The organism is Pseudophaeobacter sp. 1A09344 (assembly GCF_041008745.1).
GTDB classification, from domain to species: Bacteria; Pseudomonadota; Alphaproteobacteria; order Rhodobacterales; family Rhodobacteraceae; genus Phycobacter; species Phycobacter gallaeciensis_A.
Map to the genome: position 1 here is coordinate 240,928 of NZ_JAXGFS010000002.1, position 14,273 is coordinate 255,200.

11 protein-coding genes are annotated in these 14,273 nt (G+C 57.0%); 5 read left to right on the top strand and 6 right to left on the bottom strand.

The window, feature by feature from the left end; translation table 11 throughout:
* Positions 1 to 34 precede the first annotated feature (34 nt).
* Positions 35 to 1,045, top strand: a complete 1,011-nt coding sequence (locus SM765_RS04285; protein ID WP_065271206.1) for an AraC family transcriptional regulator — start codon at positions 35 to 37, stop codon at positions 1,043 to 1,045.
* Between the two features lie 707 nt (positions 1,046 to 1,752).
* Here the strand turns inward: SM765_RS04285 and SM765_RS04290 are convergent.
* The 6 genes from SM765_RS04290 to SM765_RS04315 form a co-directional block, all read right to left on the bottom strand.
* Complete coding sequence (locus SM765_RS04290; RefSeq protein WP_368981417.1) at positions 1,753 to 3,144, bottom strand: hypothetical protein; 1,392 nt, start codon at positions 3,142 to 3,144, stop codon at positions 1,753 to 1,755.
* Between the two features lie 85 nt (positions 3,145 to 3,229).
* The gene (locus SM765_RS04295; RefSeq protein WP_065271208.1) at positions 3,230 to 4,342 is read right to left on the bottom strand and encodes a hypothetical protein; all 1,113 of its coding nucleotides are present in this window, start codon (positions 4,340 to 4,342) and stop codon (positions 3,230 to 3,232) included.
* A gap of 75 nt (positions 4,343 to 4,417) precedes the next feature.
* On the bottom strand, positions 4,418 to 5,977 hold the full coding sequence (locus SM765_RS04300; protein ID WP_274837374.1) for a hypothetical protein: 1,560 nt from the start codon (positions 5,975 to 5,977) through the stop codon (positions 4,418 to 4,420).
* A gap of 165 nt (positions 5,978 to 6,142) precedes the next feature.
* Entirely contained in the window at positions 6,143 to 7,564 is a 1,422-nt protein-coding gene (locus SM765_RS04305) for a hypothetical protein (RefSeq protein ID WP_274834820.1), read from the bottom strand.
* 88 nt (positions 7,565 to 7,652) lie between these two features.
* Positions 7,653 to 8,936: a beta strand repeat-containing protein gene (locus SM765_RS04310; RefSeq protein ID WP_274837373.1), complete on the bottom strand. Its 1,284-nt coding sequence runs from the start codon at positions 8,934 to 8,936 to the stop codon at positions 7,653 to 7,655.
* Positions 8,937 to 9,014: 78 nt separating this feature from the next.
* On the bottom strand, positions 9,015 to 10,586 hold the full coding sequence (locus SM765_RS04315) for a beta strand repeat-containing protein (protein ID WP_274837372.1): 1,572 nt from the start codon (positions 10,584 to 10,586) through the stop codon (positions 9,015 to 9,017).
* Between the two features lie 682 nt (positions 10,587 to 11,268).
* Between SM765_RS04315 and SM765_RS04320 the strand changes: the two genes are divergently transcribed.
* The 4 genes from SM765_RS04320 (at position 11,269) to SM765_RS04335 (ending at position 14,271) form a co-directional block, all read left to right on the top strand.
* Entirely contained in the window at positions 11,269 to 11,724 is a 456-nt protein-coding gene (locus SM765_RS04320) for a curli assembly protein CsgF (protein ID WP_065271213.1), read from the top strand.
* Between the two features lie 65 nt (positions 11,725 to 11,789).
* Positions 11,790 to 12,848, top strand: a complete 1,059-nt coding sequence (locus SM765_RS04325; RefSeq protein WP_082996021.1) for a CsgG/HfaB family protein — start codon at positions 11,790 to 11,792, stop codon at positions 12,846 to 12,848.
* Between the two features lie 82 nt (positions 12,849 to 12,930).
* Entirely contained in the window at positions 12,931 to 13,605 is a 675-nt protein-coding gene (locus SM765_RS04330) for a hypothetical protein (protein ID WP_274837371.1), read from the top strand.
* Between the two features lie 30 nt (positions 13,606 to 13,635).
* A complete protein-coding gene (locus SM765_RS04335) occupies positions 13,636 to 14,271 on the top strand; it encodes a hypothetical protein (protein WP_274841226.1) in 636 nt (211 codons plus the stop codon).
* Positions 14,272 to 14,273: the final 2 nt, after the last annotated feature.

Below are 14,273 nucleotides of genomic sequence, written 5' to 3' on the forward strand. Positions count from 1 at the left end.
AAATTATCTTCGTTTCCCAAACAGGGAGAGTCGAATGCCAAGTGTAACAACGACATTTGTGGCGACGATGGCCAATGCCGCTGGTCTGACGATGTCGGACGACGGTGCTTTGCTCTCTGAAGGGGAAGTTGTTTATCGGTTTCGGCCGGGCGCGGATGGGATCATGCCCGAGGCCGAGTATTTCAACGCTCTGGACTGGATACGGAGCACCCAGGAAGATGAGGTCGCTCTCATTTCCACTTACGCAGAGACCATCCAGCTGGACGATCTCGGGGTGCTGGGGCTTGCGATCAAGACGGCACCTGATCTCCGTAGCTCCATGCGCCTTATCGAGCGCTATTTCCGGCTCATGACCGACACTGTCGATTATCTTTTTGATGAAACTCAGGACCCTGCTCGCCTGATCATCGAAGAGCGTTCCGTCACTCATCCCGTCCTGCAATTTCGCAATGAATGCGCATTGGCCAGCTTTGCTCACAAGATCCGCTGCCTGTTGGGACAGGATATCCAGTTTTCCTATGCATCCTTTCGTCACCCCTGCCGAGGCACGCCTGAACGCTATGCCGAGTATTTTGGCTGCGAGGTCCGGTTCGGCGCCGACCAGGACGCCCTTGCCCTGCCCTCCACCGCGCTGGATCTGCCGGTCCGGCTCGGAGACAAGGCGGTGTCCGACTTCCTGATCCGGCATCTGGATGAGGAAATGTGTGCCTTGCACAAGAACCCACCGCTGATGACCGATCTGATGCGCCACCTGTCACAGGCCCTGAAACATGGCTTGCCGCAAGCGGGCGACATCGCGCGCGCCATGGGGATGAGCGAACGCACTCTCTACCGCCGCCTGTCCGAAGAGGGGCTGACTTATCGAGAGGCCCTGAAACAGGCCCAAACCCAACTTGCCCATGAACTGCTGACCACAAGCGACTTCTCGATCGCCGAGATCGCATTCCTCACCGGTTTTTCCGAACAAAGTACTTTCAGCCGCGCCTTCAAACGCTGGGTTGGCCAGGCACCTGCCCAATACCGGCAGGCTGCAGCGACCCAATAACTGCAGCGTGGACACCCGGTTTGGCAGATAGGGTCATATGGCTGGCAGAACCTGCCAAGACCCCCGCACCCGGAACGCCGTACAAAACATGTAACGATACCTTGAGTACGCCATGCGCCAGACGGCCAGTGCGTCTTTAAAACTATTCAGCCCAGGAAGTGGAAACCGTAAATGAAAGAAATGACTTCTCTTCTTGCACTGGCACTAGCCGCTGCCATGGCGGCCGGTCTTGTGCTTCTTCCCATTACGATGCCCCGGTCCTCCGGCGTCTATGGCGGCCAGTTTCAGGGGCAGCTCGCCTTTCTTGGTCACTCTCAAACACGATAGCATGGTCACGCCAATCAACCGTGAAAGCAGCATTCTTTCTCGATCCGTCCGGTGAAGCCCGTCTCTCGTCTCATCCGCTCCTGTGGGCCTCGCGGCTTTGCCTGCCCCAATTGAGGGCCGCGTCCAGCCCCTACCTGCCCCCTGAATTCGCCGCCGACGCCCGCCACCTGACAGGCGGGAATTTCGCAGGGGGGACCGGTCACATCCCGATGACGGACCCCGGGCGTCAGCCGCTTCTGGCCAACTCCATGTTGCAGTTCGGCGGCGCAAGACGAAGCGCCCTATACAGAACCGTCCGCCAAGGCCGGTAGCGCCGCAAAGCGCTTACATCGTCTCCGCTCCGCAAGTGCACGATATTGGCAGAGATAAAGGGGGGCAGATTATTGGATGATTGCAGCCGTATTTCCGGTCCCGTTTTGAGAAATCCACGCGTCGTTCGCGTTTCCGCGCTGTGCGACGGCGGCCTGGTTCGTATTGCCGACAATGATGACCGTGAAACCATTCGCATCACCGTCCTGTACCGCGGCAACGAGGTTTGCATCCCCGGTGATGGATGTCGTGGCATCATTCCCGAAGCCAAGTTGCTTGAAGAAACCCGGCGTCAGACCTGGATCGCTGGCTGCAACACCCGTGAAGCTTGCAGGTGCGGCATTGTTCAGGTCGCCTTCAACAAGAAAGACAGCCGTGTTTTGCCCCTGTTGCAGAAGGTCTAGGAAATTGTTGTCTCCGAGAATGCGGAATTCCGCGGCATTACTGCCCCCCAATCCTGAAAAATAGTTCTGGTCCGCCGAGGCGATATTGCCAGTTCCTTCAACATAGAACTCCAGATCGTTGGTGCCTTCCTGCAGCCCGAGAATGTCGTTCCGGTTGCTGAACCCCGTCAACTCCACCCAGGCGCGGTTCGTGCCGATCTGCCCCACCCCGACCCGGTTTTCATCGCCAGCGACCGTGGACATGGTGATATCATTCTGCAAACCATCCTGGCGCAGCCCCACTTCGTTTGTGTCGCCGGTGATTGTGACGAAACCGACCGAATTGCGGCGTCCGCCCTGAAAGATGCCAAAGCGGTTGAAATCCCCAGAAACCGTCAGATCCATCTCATTACCGTTTGCCCCCATATTATCGTAGCCGATACGCTGGATGAGCGCGTTGTCGAGGGCGCGGGACAGCAAAGCAGGCCCGGTCAGCTGACCGCGACCGTTGTAGGATCCGGTGAACCTGGCGCGGATGATGTTCTCGGCGAATTGCGCGGCCGTTTCGGACCGCTGCTCGACCCGCAGCAGAGTGTTTTCAGTGCCGGTCTGTTCAATCTGGGCAATCTGACCAGGCATTCCGTCCAGCTGTTCCTGGATTACGGTGATGATCTGGTTGCCATCTCCCGACCCGGACTGTCCTTGCAGAATGAACAGGCGGTTGGCGCCAGATGGGATGGCCCCGGTTGCGGCCTGAAGTACCTCTCCCACAAGGTTGCTGTTGGAGCCTTGGGTGATGTCGACCTGGTTGAAAATCGTAGGTGTCTGCGAATTGCCGCTTTGCTCAAAACCCCGTCCGATGGTGCCCACTTGGTTGTCCGCCCCCGTCTGGGTCACGATCAGGCTGTTATAATAACCCTCCTGCAGCGCGACATCCGTATCAAGGCCCAATTGGTTGCCACTTCCGACCTGATCGATCAGCGCCTCGTTTTCCAAACCGATCTGATCAATGAAAACCAGATTGTCCTGCGCGGCAGCCGCCACAGGAAGAAGAACGCTGAGAAGAACGAGAATGCGCATTGTACGACGGGCTCCTACGGATCAGGGGCCGGGCGCGCTGGCGCCCGGCCTGATTGATTTTTTGCGCCAATCCGGCGCTGCGGCGTCACTGAGTGATGGTCGCCACGTTGCTGTCACCGACCTGGCTTAGCGATGCGGTATTGCTGCCACCGCCACCCTGGGTGATGTCGCCATCGTTCTGGTCACCATCGATGGTCACGTAGGACGTGTTGTCAGCACCGTCCTGATCGACCAGCAGCTCATTGAGATCACCGACGAAAAGCGCCACATCAACAAGGTTGGAAGATCCGTTCTGGTTGACCCCGAAATCGTTGCCATTTCCGTTGATGCCGCTGACAACCGACACAGTATTGTCATTGCCAAGCTGTGCGATGCCGAACGCATTGCCGTCACCATTTATGGCCAGCGTACCGATCGAGTTGCGGGCACCAACTTGGTTCACCCCATAGCCGTTGGAGTCACCGGTGATGTCCACATCCATATAGTTGCCGTAGCCGTTCTGGCGAAACTGTCCGCCACCATTGTATCCGGCACGCGCATCCGAGTTGACCGGCTGGGCACCGCTGTTGTTGTTGCCCAGGATGTCGATGTACATCGTATTGCCTTCATTCCCGTTGCCCGTCAGGTCCTGATAGACCGCGCGGATCTGGTTGTTGGCACCGTCCTGCAGGATGGCAATCGTCTGCCCCTCCGTATTGGCTCCTGAGGAACCATACTGCCACTGCTTGATATCACCGATCAGGTTACCGTCACCGCCTTGCTGGGTGATGGTCATGCTGTTGCCTCCTGCCCCGGCAAAGACACGCTGACGGATTCCCTGCACCGCGTTTCCATTGGTGGATTGGGTGACGCTCAGCACGTTGAAATTGCCTGCGGTCGTGGCGTTATTATTCGTCTGGTTCAGACCGGCCCCACCGCCAAAGGTCACAAGGCTTCCTTTGATGCCGATTTCGTTGCCATCGCCCGACTGGGTAATGGTCAGCGTGTTCTGGTCGCCAGATTGGATCATGTCCGCCTTGGTGGTGCCACCATCGACCGAGCCGAAAGCACTGTTGTTGTCGCCCGACTGGGTGACAAGAGCGTTGTTTGCATTTCCGGATTGGCTCAGCAGAGCTTCGTTGCCGCTACCGGCGAAGACAGCACCAGCCAGAAGGGAAAGCGCCGTTGAGGCCGCCAGAATTGTTTTCGTATTCCGCATTGCTGTGATCCTTATTTCAGGGGGTACTTCCCCGGTTGTCGTGTGGGGGCGGTGGTCCGCCCCAGTCGAAACATTTTACTGGACGATGCCGATGCTGTTGCCGGACCCTGTCTGTGCGAAAACAGCAACATTCCTGTTGCCCGTCTGTGCAATGACGGCCTGGTTCATGCTGCCGTTGATAGTGCCGGTCAGCGTGTTGAAATCGCCATGCTGGCTGGCGGCGAAGAGGTTATCGTTAGCTTGGCTGACGCCATCGACACCAACCGTCAGCGACATCACATTGCCCATGCCCTTCTGGCTCAACTCGCCCGGCTGCAGGCCGTCCCAGGTCTGGTAGCCGGTCGCGGCTACGGCTGCCGTTAACGACACAAGCGCGCTGAAGCCACCTGCCTGATTGTTGCCGTCGCCAAAGATGGACGCCGTCACAACATTAGGGCTCGCCGGACTGGACAGGCCCTGCACAACGGACAGAAAATTAATGTCGCCCTCCGCGGCGCCGCCGATGCGAAGGGTTGCTTCACCAGCATTGAACTGGGTCACGTGCACATTGTTCTGATCCCCGACTATGCCCACATCAGCAAAGCCCCAGGCCTGCTGCATGATCGCGACGGTGTTGAAGTCACCACCGTTGGCGTCTCCGTCGATGTTGACGATGGCCTCGCCACCCGTTCCGAACACGTCTTTCTGAAGGATCGACACGATATTGTCGTCCGAGGCGCCGATGATATCCAAAACCGCCATGTTGTCATCGTTCCACTGGCGGATCCCGATGATGTTGGAGGCGCCGTCGATCACGCCCATCGCCACGAGGTTGTTATTGCCCGATTGGCTGGACTGGTTAACAGGACCACCCTGCGCGATACCGATCTCGTTGTTGTCGCCGTTGATGTCCAACGTGCCGACCGCGTTGCCGTTCCCCCGCTGCTCCACACCGATCGCGGTGTTGTTGGCAGCGATGTCAACGTTGATCATGTTGCCAAGGCCGCGCTGGATGAAGGTGGCATCATTCGCCACATCCGCCACGCCCGACAGCGCGGTGGTGCCGTTGCTATCGCCGGTCATCTGAACGGCCAGGCTGTTGTCTTCGCCGAACTGTTGAACGGTATTGATCAGATTACCGGTACCGTCCTGGATCAAAGCCGCAGTATTGGCCAGATCCGGAACTCCGCCGGTTGCCTGCTGGAGTACAGTTCGCAGCGTGTTGTTGTTGCCACCCGTCTGCAGAATGGTCAGGACGTTTTCACCCGTGCCGGTCCCGACGTCGCCTTTCTGAGACAGACGGATCACGGCGTTGCCGTCCGTCGTCTGCTCGATCGTAGCCAGGTTGTCGTCCCCAAGTTGCTGGACATAGCCAGCCGGATTGCCGCTGTTGCCGTTGTAGCCCACAAGGTTGCCGTCACCCCACTGCTTAACCGAAAGGTCGTTGTTGTCCCCGTCCTGCCGAAGCGGGATGTTGGCATAGTCGGTGAACGTCGCCGTTGTACCGGCCACGTTGTTCGTTCCGGCCCCCTGGTCGATCAATGCGGCGTTGCCACTGCCGTTCTGGACAATGGCCGCTTTGTTGCTGTCCGCCCAGGCCGCGGCGGCCAATGCCATGGCCGTGGAGGTCACCAGGATTGTCTTCAGATGTGTCATCTTACGCCCCCAATGCAATATTCAATAGTCAACAGCGTCATGTTGCGCACAATTCAATTGGGTCAAACTCCTGAAATTGATCGTTAAACTCACCTGAATGCTATAGAAATTGTGTTGCAAACGGGATTGAGCCCCGCCGCGGATCTACCGCGACGGGGTGTCGATTTATTGGATGATGCCGAGGTTGTTGTACGAACCGTTCTGGACAAAGTTGGCAGTGTTGTTGTTGCCATTTTGCGCCACGGCAGCCTGGTTGTTGGCCCCGATCACCGTTCCGACAAGCGCGTTGCCACTACCCCGTTGCAGGACTGCAAAGAGGTTGTCGTCTCCGGTGACTGTTACGGTCATCTCGTTGTTGCTGCCGTGTTGCCACAAGGACCCTGCAGACATCGGAAGGCCGGTGACACCATTGGCAGCCGCAAATGCGCTGCCGGCATTGCCGCTCAATGCACCACCATTATTGTTACGATCACCGGTTACACTCACATACATCTGGTTGCCATTGCCCCAGCGCTGATGGGTGTTCAGTGAGTTGTCGTCGCCGAGAATGTCGATCTCGGCAGTATGGTGGTCGCCCTCCACCCAGTGGTCCACAAAGTTGCGGTTGCCGTGTTCCATCACCCAGGCTTCGTTGGAGGACCCGCTGATGTCGACCTGCGCCCAGTTGTTGTCGACAGTCTGCGAGATACCAACGTTGTTATAGTTGCCCCCCAGCACAGCAAGCTGCACAGTGTTCGCATCGCCGACCTGGCTGATGCCCAACTCGTTGCTGCTGCCGGTGATGGACAGTGTGCCAACAGTGTTGTTCGTCCCGTCCTGCGTCACGCCGAACTGGTTGCTGTTCCCGGAAATGTCGAGTGCCAGAGCGTTGTTGCCCTTGTTGACATTCCCGTTGTTCAAGTCTTCGAACCCTTGTTTGAGTTCGCTTGTGGACGCACCGCTGAGAGCCGCATATCCACCCAGCGCTCCACGACCGTTGTCGTCGCCGGAGATCGAGACAGTCATCGTGTTGCCCGGGATGCTCCCCCCTGTGACGGTCTGTTTGGCAAGCGCGATGGTGTTTCTGGTGCCGGACATGGTCAGCGTGGCCGTGTTGCCGGAACCGCCCTTGTGCTTGTCCTGGAAAACCTCCGTGATGACATTGTCGTCACCGGTCTGCTGCAGGATGGTCAATGCGTTGCCGGACGCACCGACCGCACCACCGAAGCGGTTTCGTTGAGTCACCTTGCCAACTACGTTGTCATTCGAGCTTTGGGTGATCGACGCCGTGTTGCCGTTGGGAGAGGAGGCATACTGCGCCAGCTGCTGGAAGCCGTTCAGACCGATGTCGTTGTTATCGCCGCTCTGCACGATGTCCAGATCGTTGTTGGAGTTGCTCTGTGCAATCTGACGGATGTTCTGGCTGGTCGAACCCGCCTCGTTGTCGTTACCCGCGCTTTGGGTAATCAGAGCACTGTTCGTGCCCGTCCCGGATCCGGACTGGATCTGATCCAAGTAGGCTTCGTTGCCACTGCCGGCGAAAGCCGCGGCGCTCATCGAAAGGGTAAGAGCAGTTGTCGTGATATAGGTCGTTTTCAGAAGTTTCATGATAGTACCTCCCCCCAGAGGTCAAAATGATTAACACACGTAAAATCGCGGGGCTGAGGAATGCATTCAGCCCCGCGCAACTCTTTGATTACTGAATGATGCCAGCGTTGTTGGTACCGCCAGTCTGCGAGAAGCTCGCGGTGTTGCTGCTGCCGACCTGAACAACGGCAGACTGGTTGCTGTTGCCATTCACGGTAGCGGTGATGCTGTTGTCAGCGCCCCACTGCAGGGTACCGAACAGGTTGTTGTTGCCGGTCACGGAGGCCAGGACAGTGTTGTCATTGCCCTGCTGCTGGATCAGGCCCGCCTCAAAGGAAACGTGGCTGCCAGCGGCCGCCAGCGCGGAACCAGCCAACAGAGGCGTGGTGCCGGTCAGACCATTGCCATCACCAAAGACGGAAACCGTTGCGCTGTTGTCGTTGCCATTCTGCATGACACCGAAGGCGTTGTTGTCATTGGTTACGGTAACCGAAGCACCATTGGTGTTGCCCATCTGGGAAATACCAACATTGTTGCCGTTACCTGCAATCGCGGCAACGTTGACGAGGTTGCTGTTACCGTGCTGAAGAACACCTAGCTGGTTGTTGTCGCCGGTGACTTCCAGGGTGCCAACATCGTTGTCTTTGCCCTGCTGGTAGGTCCCGACCAGGTTGCCGGTGCCGCCGATGATGACATTGGCGTTGGTGCGGGTCGCATTGAACTGGCGGAAGTGGGCCGCAACCGCACCCGAGCCATTGGCAAAGCCGGTGAAGTCCCCGATGCCATTGCTGACGCCGTTCATGGTGATGGTCAGGGTATTGTCACCCGAACCGTTGTTGGACACTTTCTGCTGCACCAAATCGATGTTGTCGCTGGTGCCGGACATGGTGATCGTCGCCGTGTTGCGGTCGTTCACCTTGCCTTCCTGATTGATCGTGGTGATGTTGTTCGACGTTCCGTTCTGCTTCACCGTCAGGGTGTTGGGAACGCCCGCAGAACCGGGGCCGCCATTGTGGAACTGCACCAGCTCGCCGATCACGTTGCTGCCACCGCCGGACTGAGTCACGGTTGCCACGTTCGAGGAAACGGCACCCGGGTTGGAGGCTTTGCCAACCTGAGACACGCCGGAGCCAATCAAGCCGATCTCGTTGTTGTCGCTCGACTGCGTGATGCTCAGCTGGTTATAGCCATCGGCAGCCGTAAAGCCGTCCTGGGTCATTTTCAGACCAGCAGAACCTGCCTTGTTGTTGTCGCCACCGCTCTGATCGACGATCGCGCTGTTCGCCACGTCCTGCTGATCCAGGTAGGCTTCATTGCTGTCCGCAAAAGCTGCAGTGCTCAGCGAAAGCGTCAGGGCTGTGGTGGTAATCAAGGATGTTTTGAGAAGTTTCATAATTTTCTCCGTTTTGAGCCGGGGTAAATGCCCCATCAAACGGCGGAACCCTCAGGAATGAGGCCCCCGCCAAAAAGCTTACTGAAGGATGCCAGCGTTATTGCTGCCGCCAGTTTGGGTGAAATTGGCTGTATTGCTGTTGCCCACCTGGGAAACCGCTGCCTGGTTGGCGCCGCCAACGACAGACGCAACGATGGCGTTGTTGTTGCCATCCTGAAGCGATGCCATCAGGTTGTTCGAACCGATAACGGAGCCAAAGAAAGAGTTACCCGCGCCATCCTGGGTAAATACGCCTTCTGTCAGCCCGAGGGATGCGGCGTTGCCGCTGAAGGTTCCCGACAGGGCCGTGTTGTTGTTCGCGTCGCCGACCATGGCCAGATTAAAGTTGTTGCCAGTCCCGGTCTGATCCAGCTTGGCAACGTTGTCATCGCCATTCACGCTCATGGTGGCAACGTTAAAGCCGCCATTCTGATCAATCAGCAGCGCGTTGCGATCACTTCCGTTGGTCAGGATGGCAGTCGCCACATTGACGGTGCCCACCTGTTTGACACCAACGTCGTTATCGTCGCCAACGATCGGTATAATAGTGATGACGTTGAAGGTGCCATCCTGGAAACCAGCGGTCTGGTTGCCGGAACCGATCACCGAGACGAACCCGACGGTATTAAAGTCACCGGATTGAGTGAAGCCAAACTCGTTGGCATTACCCTGCGCAGCATAGTTCACCGAGTTGCCAAAACCGTCCTGCAAGACACTGGAATCGGTGGCGCCGACGGAACTGGCATTAGGCAGGGTCAGCCCACCGCGGCCGTTATTGCTACCGGTTTGAGACACAGTGGCAAAGTTCGTGCCAGACTGGGCGATCGAGGAAATCCTGTTGAACGCGCCATTCTGAGTCGCGGATGCAGAGTTGAAAGCCCCATCCTGATCCACGAGCTTGATGAAGTTGCGGGTGCCGTCCTGTGTCAGGTTGGCCGAGTTACCCCAACCCACCTGGACAACGCCATTGTTACCCTGGTTCAGGTTCGAGTTTTCAAAAATCAGACCTGCGTTCTCGTTTTGATTAAGGTTCCCGCCGATCTGGTTGCGCGTGTAGCTGCTGCTGTTTGCAACATTTACGTTCTGCGAGACGGTCACACTGTTCTTAACAAGACCGGTTGAAGTCTGGCGCACGCCGCTCAGCAAGTTACCATCGCCGCTCAGCGGGCCGCTACGCGGAGCATTGCCGACCGAAGACTGGGTGATCGTCAGCTCGTTCCCCACCGACAAGAAGCTCGTGGCAGTTTGCTCGATCACATTGACGAAGTTGGTCACGGAGCTTTGCGTTACCGTTGCGGAGTTGTCGTCGCCGGTCTGGGTTACACCGTTGCTGTTACCACCGCGCCGGACCCCGATGAAGTTATCATCACCAGACTGGACGATATCCAGAGAGTTGCCCTCGCCGTTCTGCACCATCGCATTGCCAGAGGCTGACGAAGAACCTTGCTGACCGCCTGCCTGGTTCGTGTTGCCCAGCGACTGATCGACGCTTGCGCTGTTGTCGGATCCGATCTGTTCCAGAAAGGCCTTGTTGTCATCAGCATGGGCTGCCGCGCTCATGCTCAGCGTCAACGCAGTCGTTGCCACCAGAAAACGTTTTGAAATTCGCATTTTGGTCTCCAATTACCGTTACCAGGTTCTTCCGCCAAAGAAGCCTTCGACTTCGGAACCGCCCCAGCGGGGCGTCCTGCATCAATTGCAGGCATGCCCCGACCCAACTGTTTAAAAGGGCCCACGCACCAAGAATTTAGATGTGGCTATGAAAGATATTCCTCTGCCCATTCACCCCTCGTGCGCCCCCACGCACCGTTAACTTTCTGTTAACAATTCTGCCGCCTCATTGAGACCTAAGAGATGATTTAAATCAAGCTTTAAGTAATCAAGTCGCAAATTTTTATATAATTTTAGCTAATCCGGACCAAACTCGTTCGCACCCCGCACCCATTCACCCCAAATCCGGACGATTGTCTTCAATTAAGCGTCAATTTCACGGGGGACCCACCAACGAATCCAAGCGCAACGCGTGCGCTTTCGTGACGTCAACACAACCCTTGTTAGAATTACCCAATTTCCCGCAAAAGCCCTGACGGGAGCCTTCACCACCAACAAGTGACAGATTCGCAACACACTTATGCGAATTAATTCAACTTGAACAATTCGTCATCGCCAAGTCACTATTTGCTGCGCTTTTAGAGGTGATGGGCGCTGGACACCCAGTCGGCGTGGTTGTTATCACCCGTGAGACGGTCAATTAGCGACGCATCACGGCAGGTTTGTAGGATTGGTGGTTGATATGAAAAATTCCTTCATTGGCTTCACTGCATCAGCACTCTTATTTGCGGGAGCCGGTGTATCTGGAGAGTTGACCTATACTCCGATCAACCCGTCCTTCGGCGGCGCTCCCCTAAACTCATCCCACCTGCTGTCGACTGCGAATGCGCAGCGCGACGCGACAGCGCGGGATGCTGTAAGCAGCTCGACCACAGGGACCGGCACAACATCTCCGACCGGAACCACAAACGCCGATTTGTTCGTGCGCCAGCTCGAAGGTCGCTTGCTTTCCGCTCTCGCGGGCCAGGTGACCGAGGCGATCTTCGGAAGCAACCCATCCGATCAGGGCACAGTGACGTTCGGAACCACCGAAGTCACCTTTGAGCGTACGGTGGATTCCATCAGCCTCACAATTGTCGACTCCCTGGATGGCACCGTGACAGAAATCGTGGTCCCGCAACTGGTAACTGGAAGTTAAAATTAGGTTTACTGATTGCCTGGCAGATCGGGCAGCCACAGCTACGAATTAGAACGAGGATAAACATGGTGTTTGGTAAAGAAGCAGGCCTGCGAGTGCTACTCCGTGCCATGGTGGTGGCTGGAACCGCTGCTCTCTCTGGCTGCGCCACGACGCCAGGGCCATTTTTTGGGACCACCGATCCGACGATTGTGCAGCCGACACCGGTCAACATGAGCCTGCGCACGCTGCCAGAACCGACACGTCGCATATCCGTCTCCGTTTACGATTTTCCTGACCTTACCGGACAATACAAAGAGCGCGAACTCGTCCAGACGCTGTCCCGGGCCGTGTCCCAGGGCGGTTCTGCGGTTCTGATCAAAGCACTACAGGATGCCGGTGAACGCCGCTGGTTCACAGTTCTGGATCGCGCCGGCCTGCAGGACCTCGTCCGGGAGCGCCAGATCCTCACTGAAATGCGTCGGCAGTATCGCGGTGAGACAGAGATCGATCCGAATGCATTGGCGCCGCTGCTGCACTCCGGCATCATCCTGCAGGGTGGAATCGTGGGATACGACAGCAACACCCAAACAGGTGGCGCAGGTGCACGATACCTTGGCATCGGCGGCAATACCGAGTGGCAACTGGATACCGTGACCGTCAGCCTGCGGGCTGTCTCGACCGAAACTGGCGAAGTCCTCACCAGCGTGGTGACCCAGAAATCAATCGGCTCCTCCCTGATCCGGGGCAGCGTGTTCCGCTACATCGCGCTGGACGAGCTGCTTGAAATCGAAGCCGGCGTGACCGGGAACGAACCCCGCTTGATTGCCTTGCAACAGGCCATCGAAAAGGCCGTCTACGGCACCATCATCGAAGGGGCCGAGGTCGGGTTGTGGGCCTTCAAGGACAAGGGATCCCAGCAGCGCCTGATTGCGAAGTACCGTCAGGAGAAACTGGGGGAATACCTCGGCCAGACGCTCCCCCCGGTGCGTCCGGTGACGATCTCTGCCGCTCGGATTACCCAGACGCGGCCCAAGCCGCGACCAACGCCGCCCGCCCCCAGCGTGCGTCAGTTGCCGCCTGCAGTCGATGAAGGTGGCCCGGTAACGCCGCCGCCGCCGGCAGACGGCGAGGTCATTGGTTAACCTCGTTCTGCCCGCTTAGGCACTTCACTTTCTGAAATAACAGGATCGTTTCAGATCCTGGGCCAGACAGCGGAGCAGGCATATGCCTGCTCCGCTGTTTGCTGTACTGCCATCAAAGGCAAATGCTCACAGTAATAATTTGTTTAAATTTAAGATAAAAACATCCAAAAAGCCTCCTTCAAGCGCCTATAGCCCGCCTCAAACTCGCCCTTATTCTATCCTTTCCTGTGCCTGCCCCAGGTCGCTGACCGAAGGCCTCGCCGTCACAGGAGGATATGCAATGAAGACACCGTTCAAACCACCTTTGGTTGCACATTTCATTTGCCTGACAGCTTTCACGCTGAGCCTCAGCACCGAAACGGCAGCAGCTCAGGACAATGTCGTTTCACTCAGAACAGAACCGGCCAATACCCTGGAGGTCCTCGTCGAGCCAGAAAATACGATAACCCTGACCATCTCAGGAAATGACAACGGCGGATTTGGCCAAAGCTGGCCCGCGCTTCCCGCATTTGCCGCCGCAACTATTCAGCCGGGCGTATTGTCGCAAACAGGCTTCGGCAATCAAATCGACCTGTCTGTCCTCGGATCAGACAACCTTTTCGCCATTGCGCAGAATGGTTCCAATAACCGGGCCTTTGGTCAGATAACCGGCACCGGCAACACAGCGCTCGTCATGCAAACCGGACATGCAAATGTGGCCGTGTTTCATCAGCATGGAAACGGAAATAGTGTAGCGATCTCCCAATCATCATGGTAACGTATTGTTAACTTTTGGGGAGTTTTTGCTTTGATACGTTTACTTGATATTACCCCTATGACGGTCGTCGCGGCGCTTTCACTGACCTCCATGGCTGCTGCTGGCAGTGGAAACGTTGTTTATCTTGAGCAGGGCGACGGCACGAGCGCGGGCAACGAGCTATTTATTGACCAAAGTGACGCAACGAATTCGCTCGTCGCCGGTGCTCCAGACGGGCTGTCACCTGCCAGCCAGTATGGCACCTACAACAGCGGCGAGATCATTCTAGAAGGCGAAGGCGCGACTGTTTACTTCAGTCAAAACAATGCCTTAACCGGATCACCACTTGGCAATTCCGCGACCATCTTTGGCGGTGAATTGGCCTCCATCGTGTTGTCCCAAACCGGCTCCAGGAATACCGGTGAGATCTCAGTGACCGGCATCAATAACTCCGCGGGCCTTCTGCAGACCGGCAATGGCAACGATGGCAATGTCGACGTGTCCGGCTCCAACAATTCCGGCACCTTGGTTCAGACCGGCAATCAGAACAGTTTCAGCCTGTCTGTGGCGGGTGATTCGACAAATGTCACCTACACGCAGATTGGTAATGGACTGTCAGCGGTGAATGGAGCGGGGCCAACCGTCATTTCAAACGGCGGAACTGTTCTGATCACGCAGACGCGCTAGGC

Excerpts from the sequence above, each read along its gene's own strand:
- SM765_RS04305 (WP_274834820.1), bottom strand. The coding sequence starts at position 7,564 with ATGAAACTTCTGAAAACGACCTATATCACGACAACTGCTCTTACCCTT.
- SM765_RS04300 (WP_274837374.1), bottom strand. The coding sequence starts at position 5,977 with ATGACACATCTGAAGACAATCCTGGTGACCTCCACGGCCATGGCATTG.
- SM765_RS04290 (WP_368981417.1), bottom strand. The coding sequence starts at position 3,144 with ATGCGCATTCTCGTTCTTCTCAGCGTTCTTCTTCCTGTGGCGGCTGCC.
- SM765_RS04330 (WP_274837371.1), top strand. The coding sequence starts at position 12,931 with ATGCCTGCTCCGCTGTTTGCTGTACTGCCATCAAAGGCAAATGCTCAC.
- SM765_RS04310 (WP_274837373.1), bottom strand. The coding sequence starts at position 8,936 with ATGAAACTTCTCAAAACATCCTTGATTACCACCACAGCCCTGACGCTT.
- SM765_RS04295 (WP_065271208.1), bottom strand. The coding sequence starts at position 4,342 with ATGCGGAATACGAAAACAATTCTGGCGGCCTCAACGGCGCTTTCCCTT.
- SM765_RS04285 (WP_065271206.1), top strand. The coding sequence starts at position 35 with ATGCCAAGTGTAACAACGACATTTGTGGCGACGATGGCCAATGCCGCT.
- SM765_RS04315 (WP_274837372.1), bottom strand. The coding sequence starts at position 10,586 with ATGCGAATTTCAAAACGTTTTCTGGTGGCAACGACTGCGTTGACGCTG.
- SM765_RS04325 (WP_082996021.1), top strand. The coding sequence starts at position 11,790 with ATGGTGTTTGGTAAAGAAGCAGGCCTGCGAGTGCTACTCCGTGCCATG.
- SM765_RS04320 (WP_065271213.1), top strand. The coding sequence starts at position 11,269 with ATGAAAAATTCCTTCATTGGCTTCACTGCATCAGCACTCTTATTTGCG.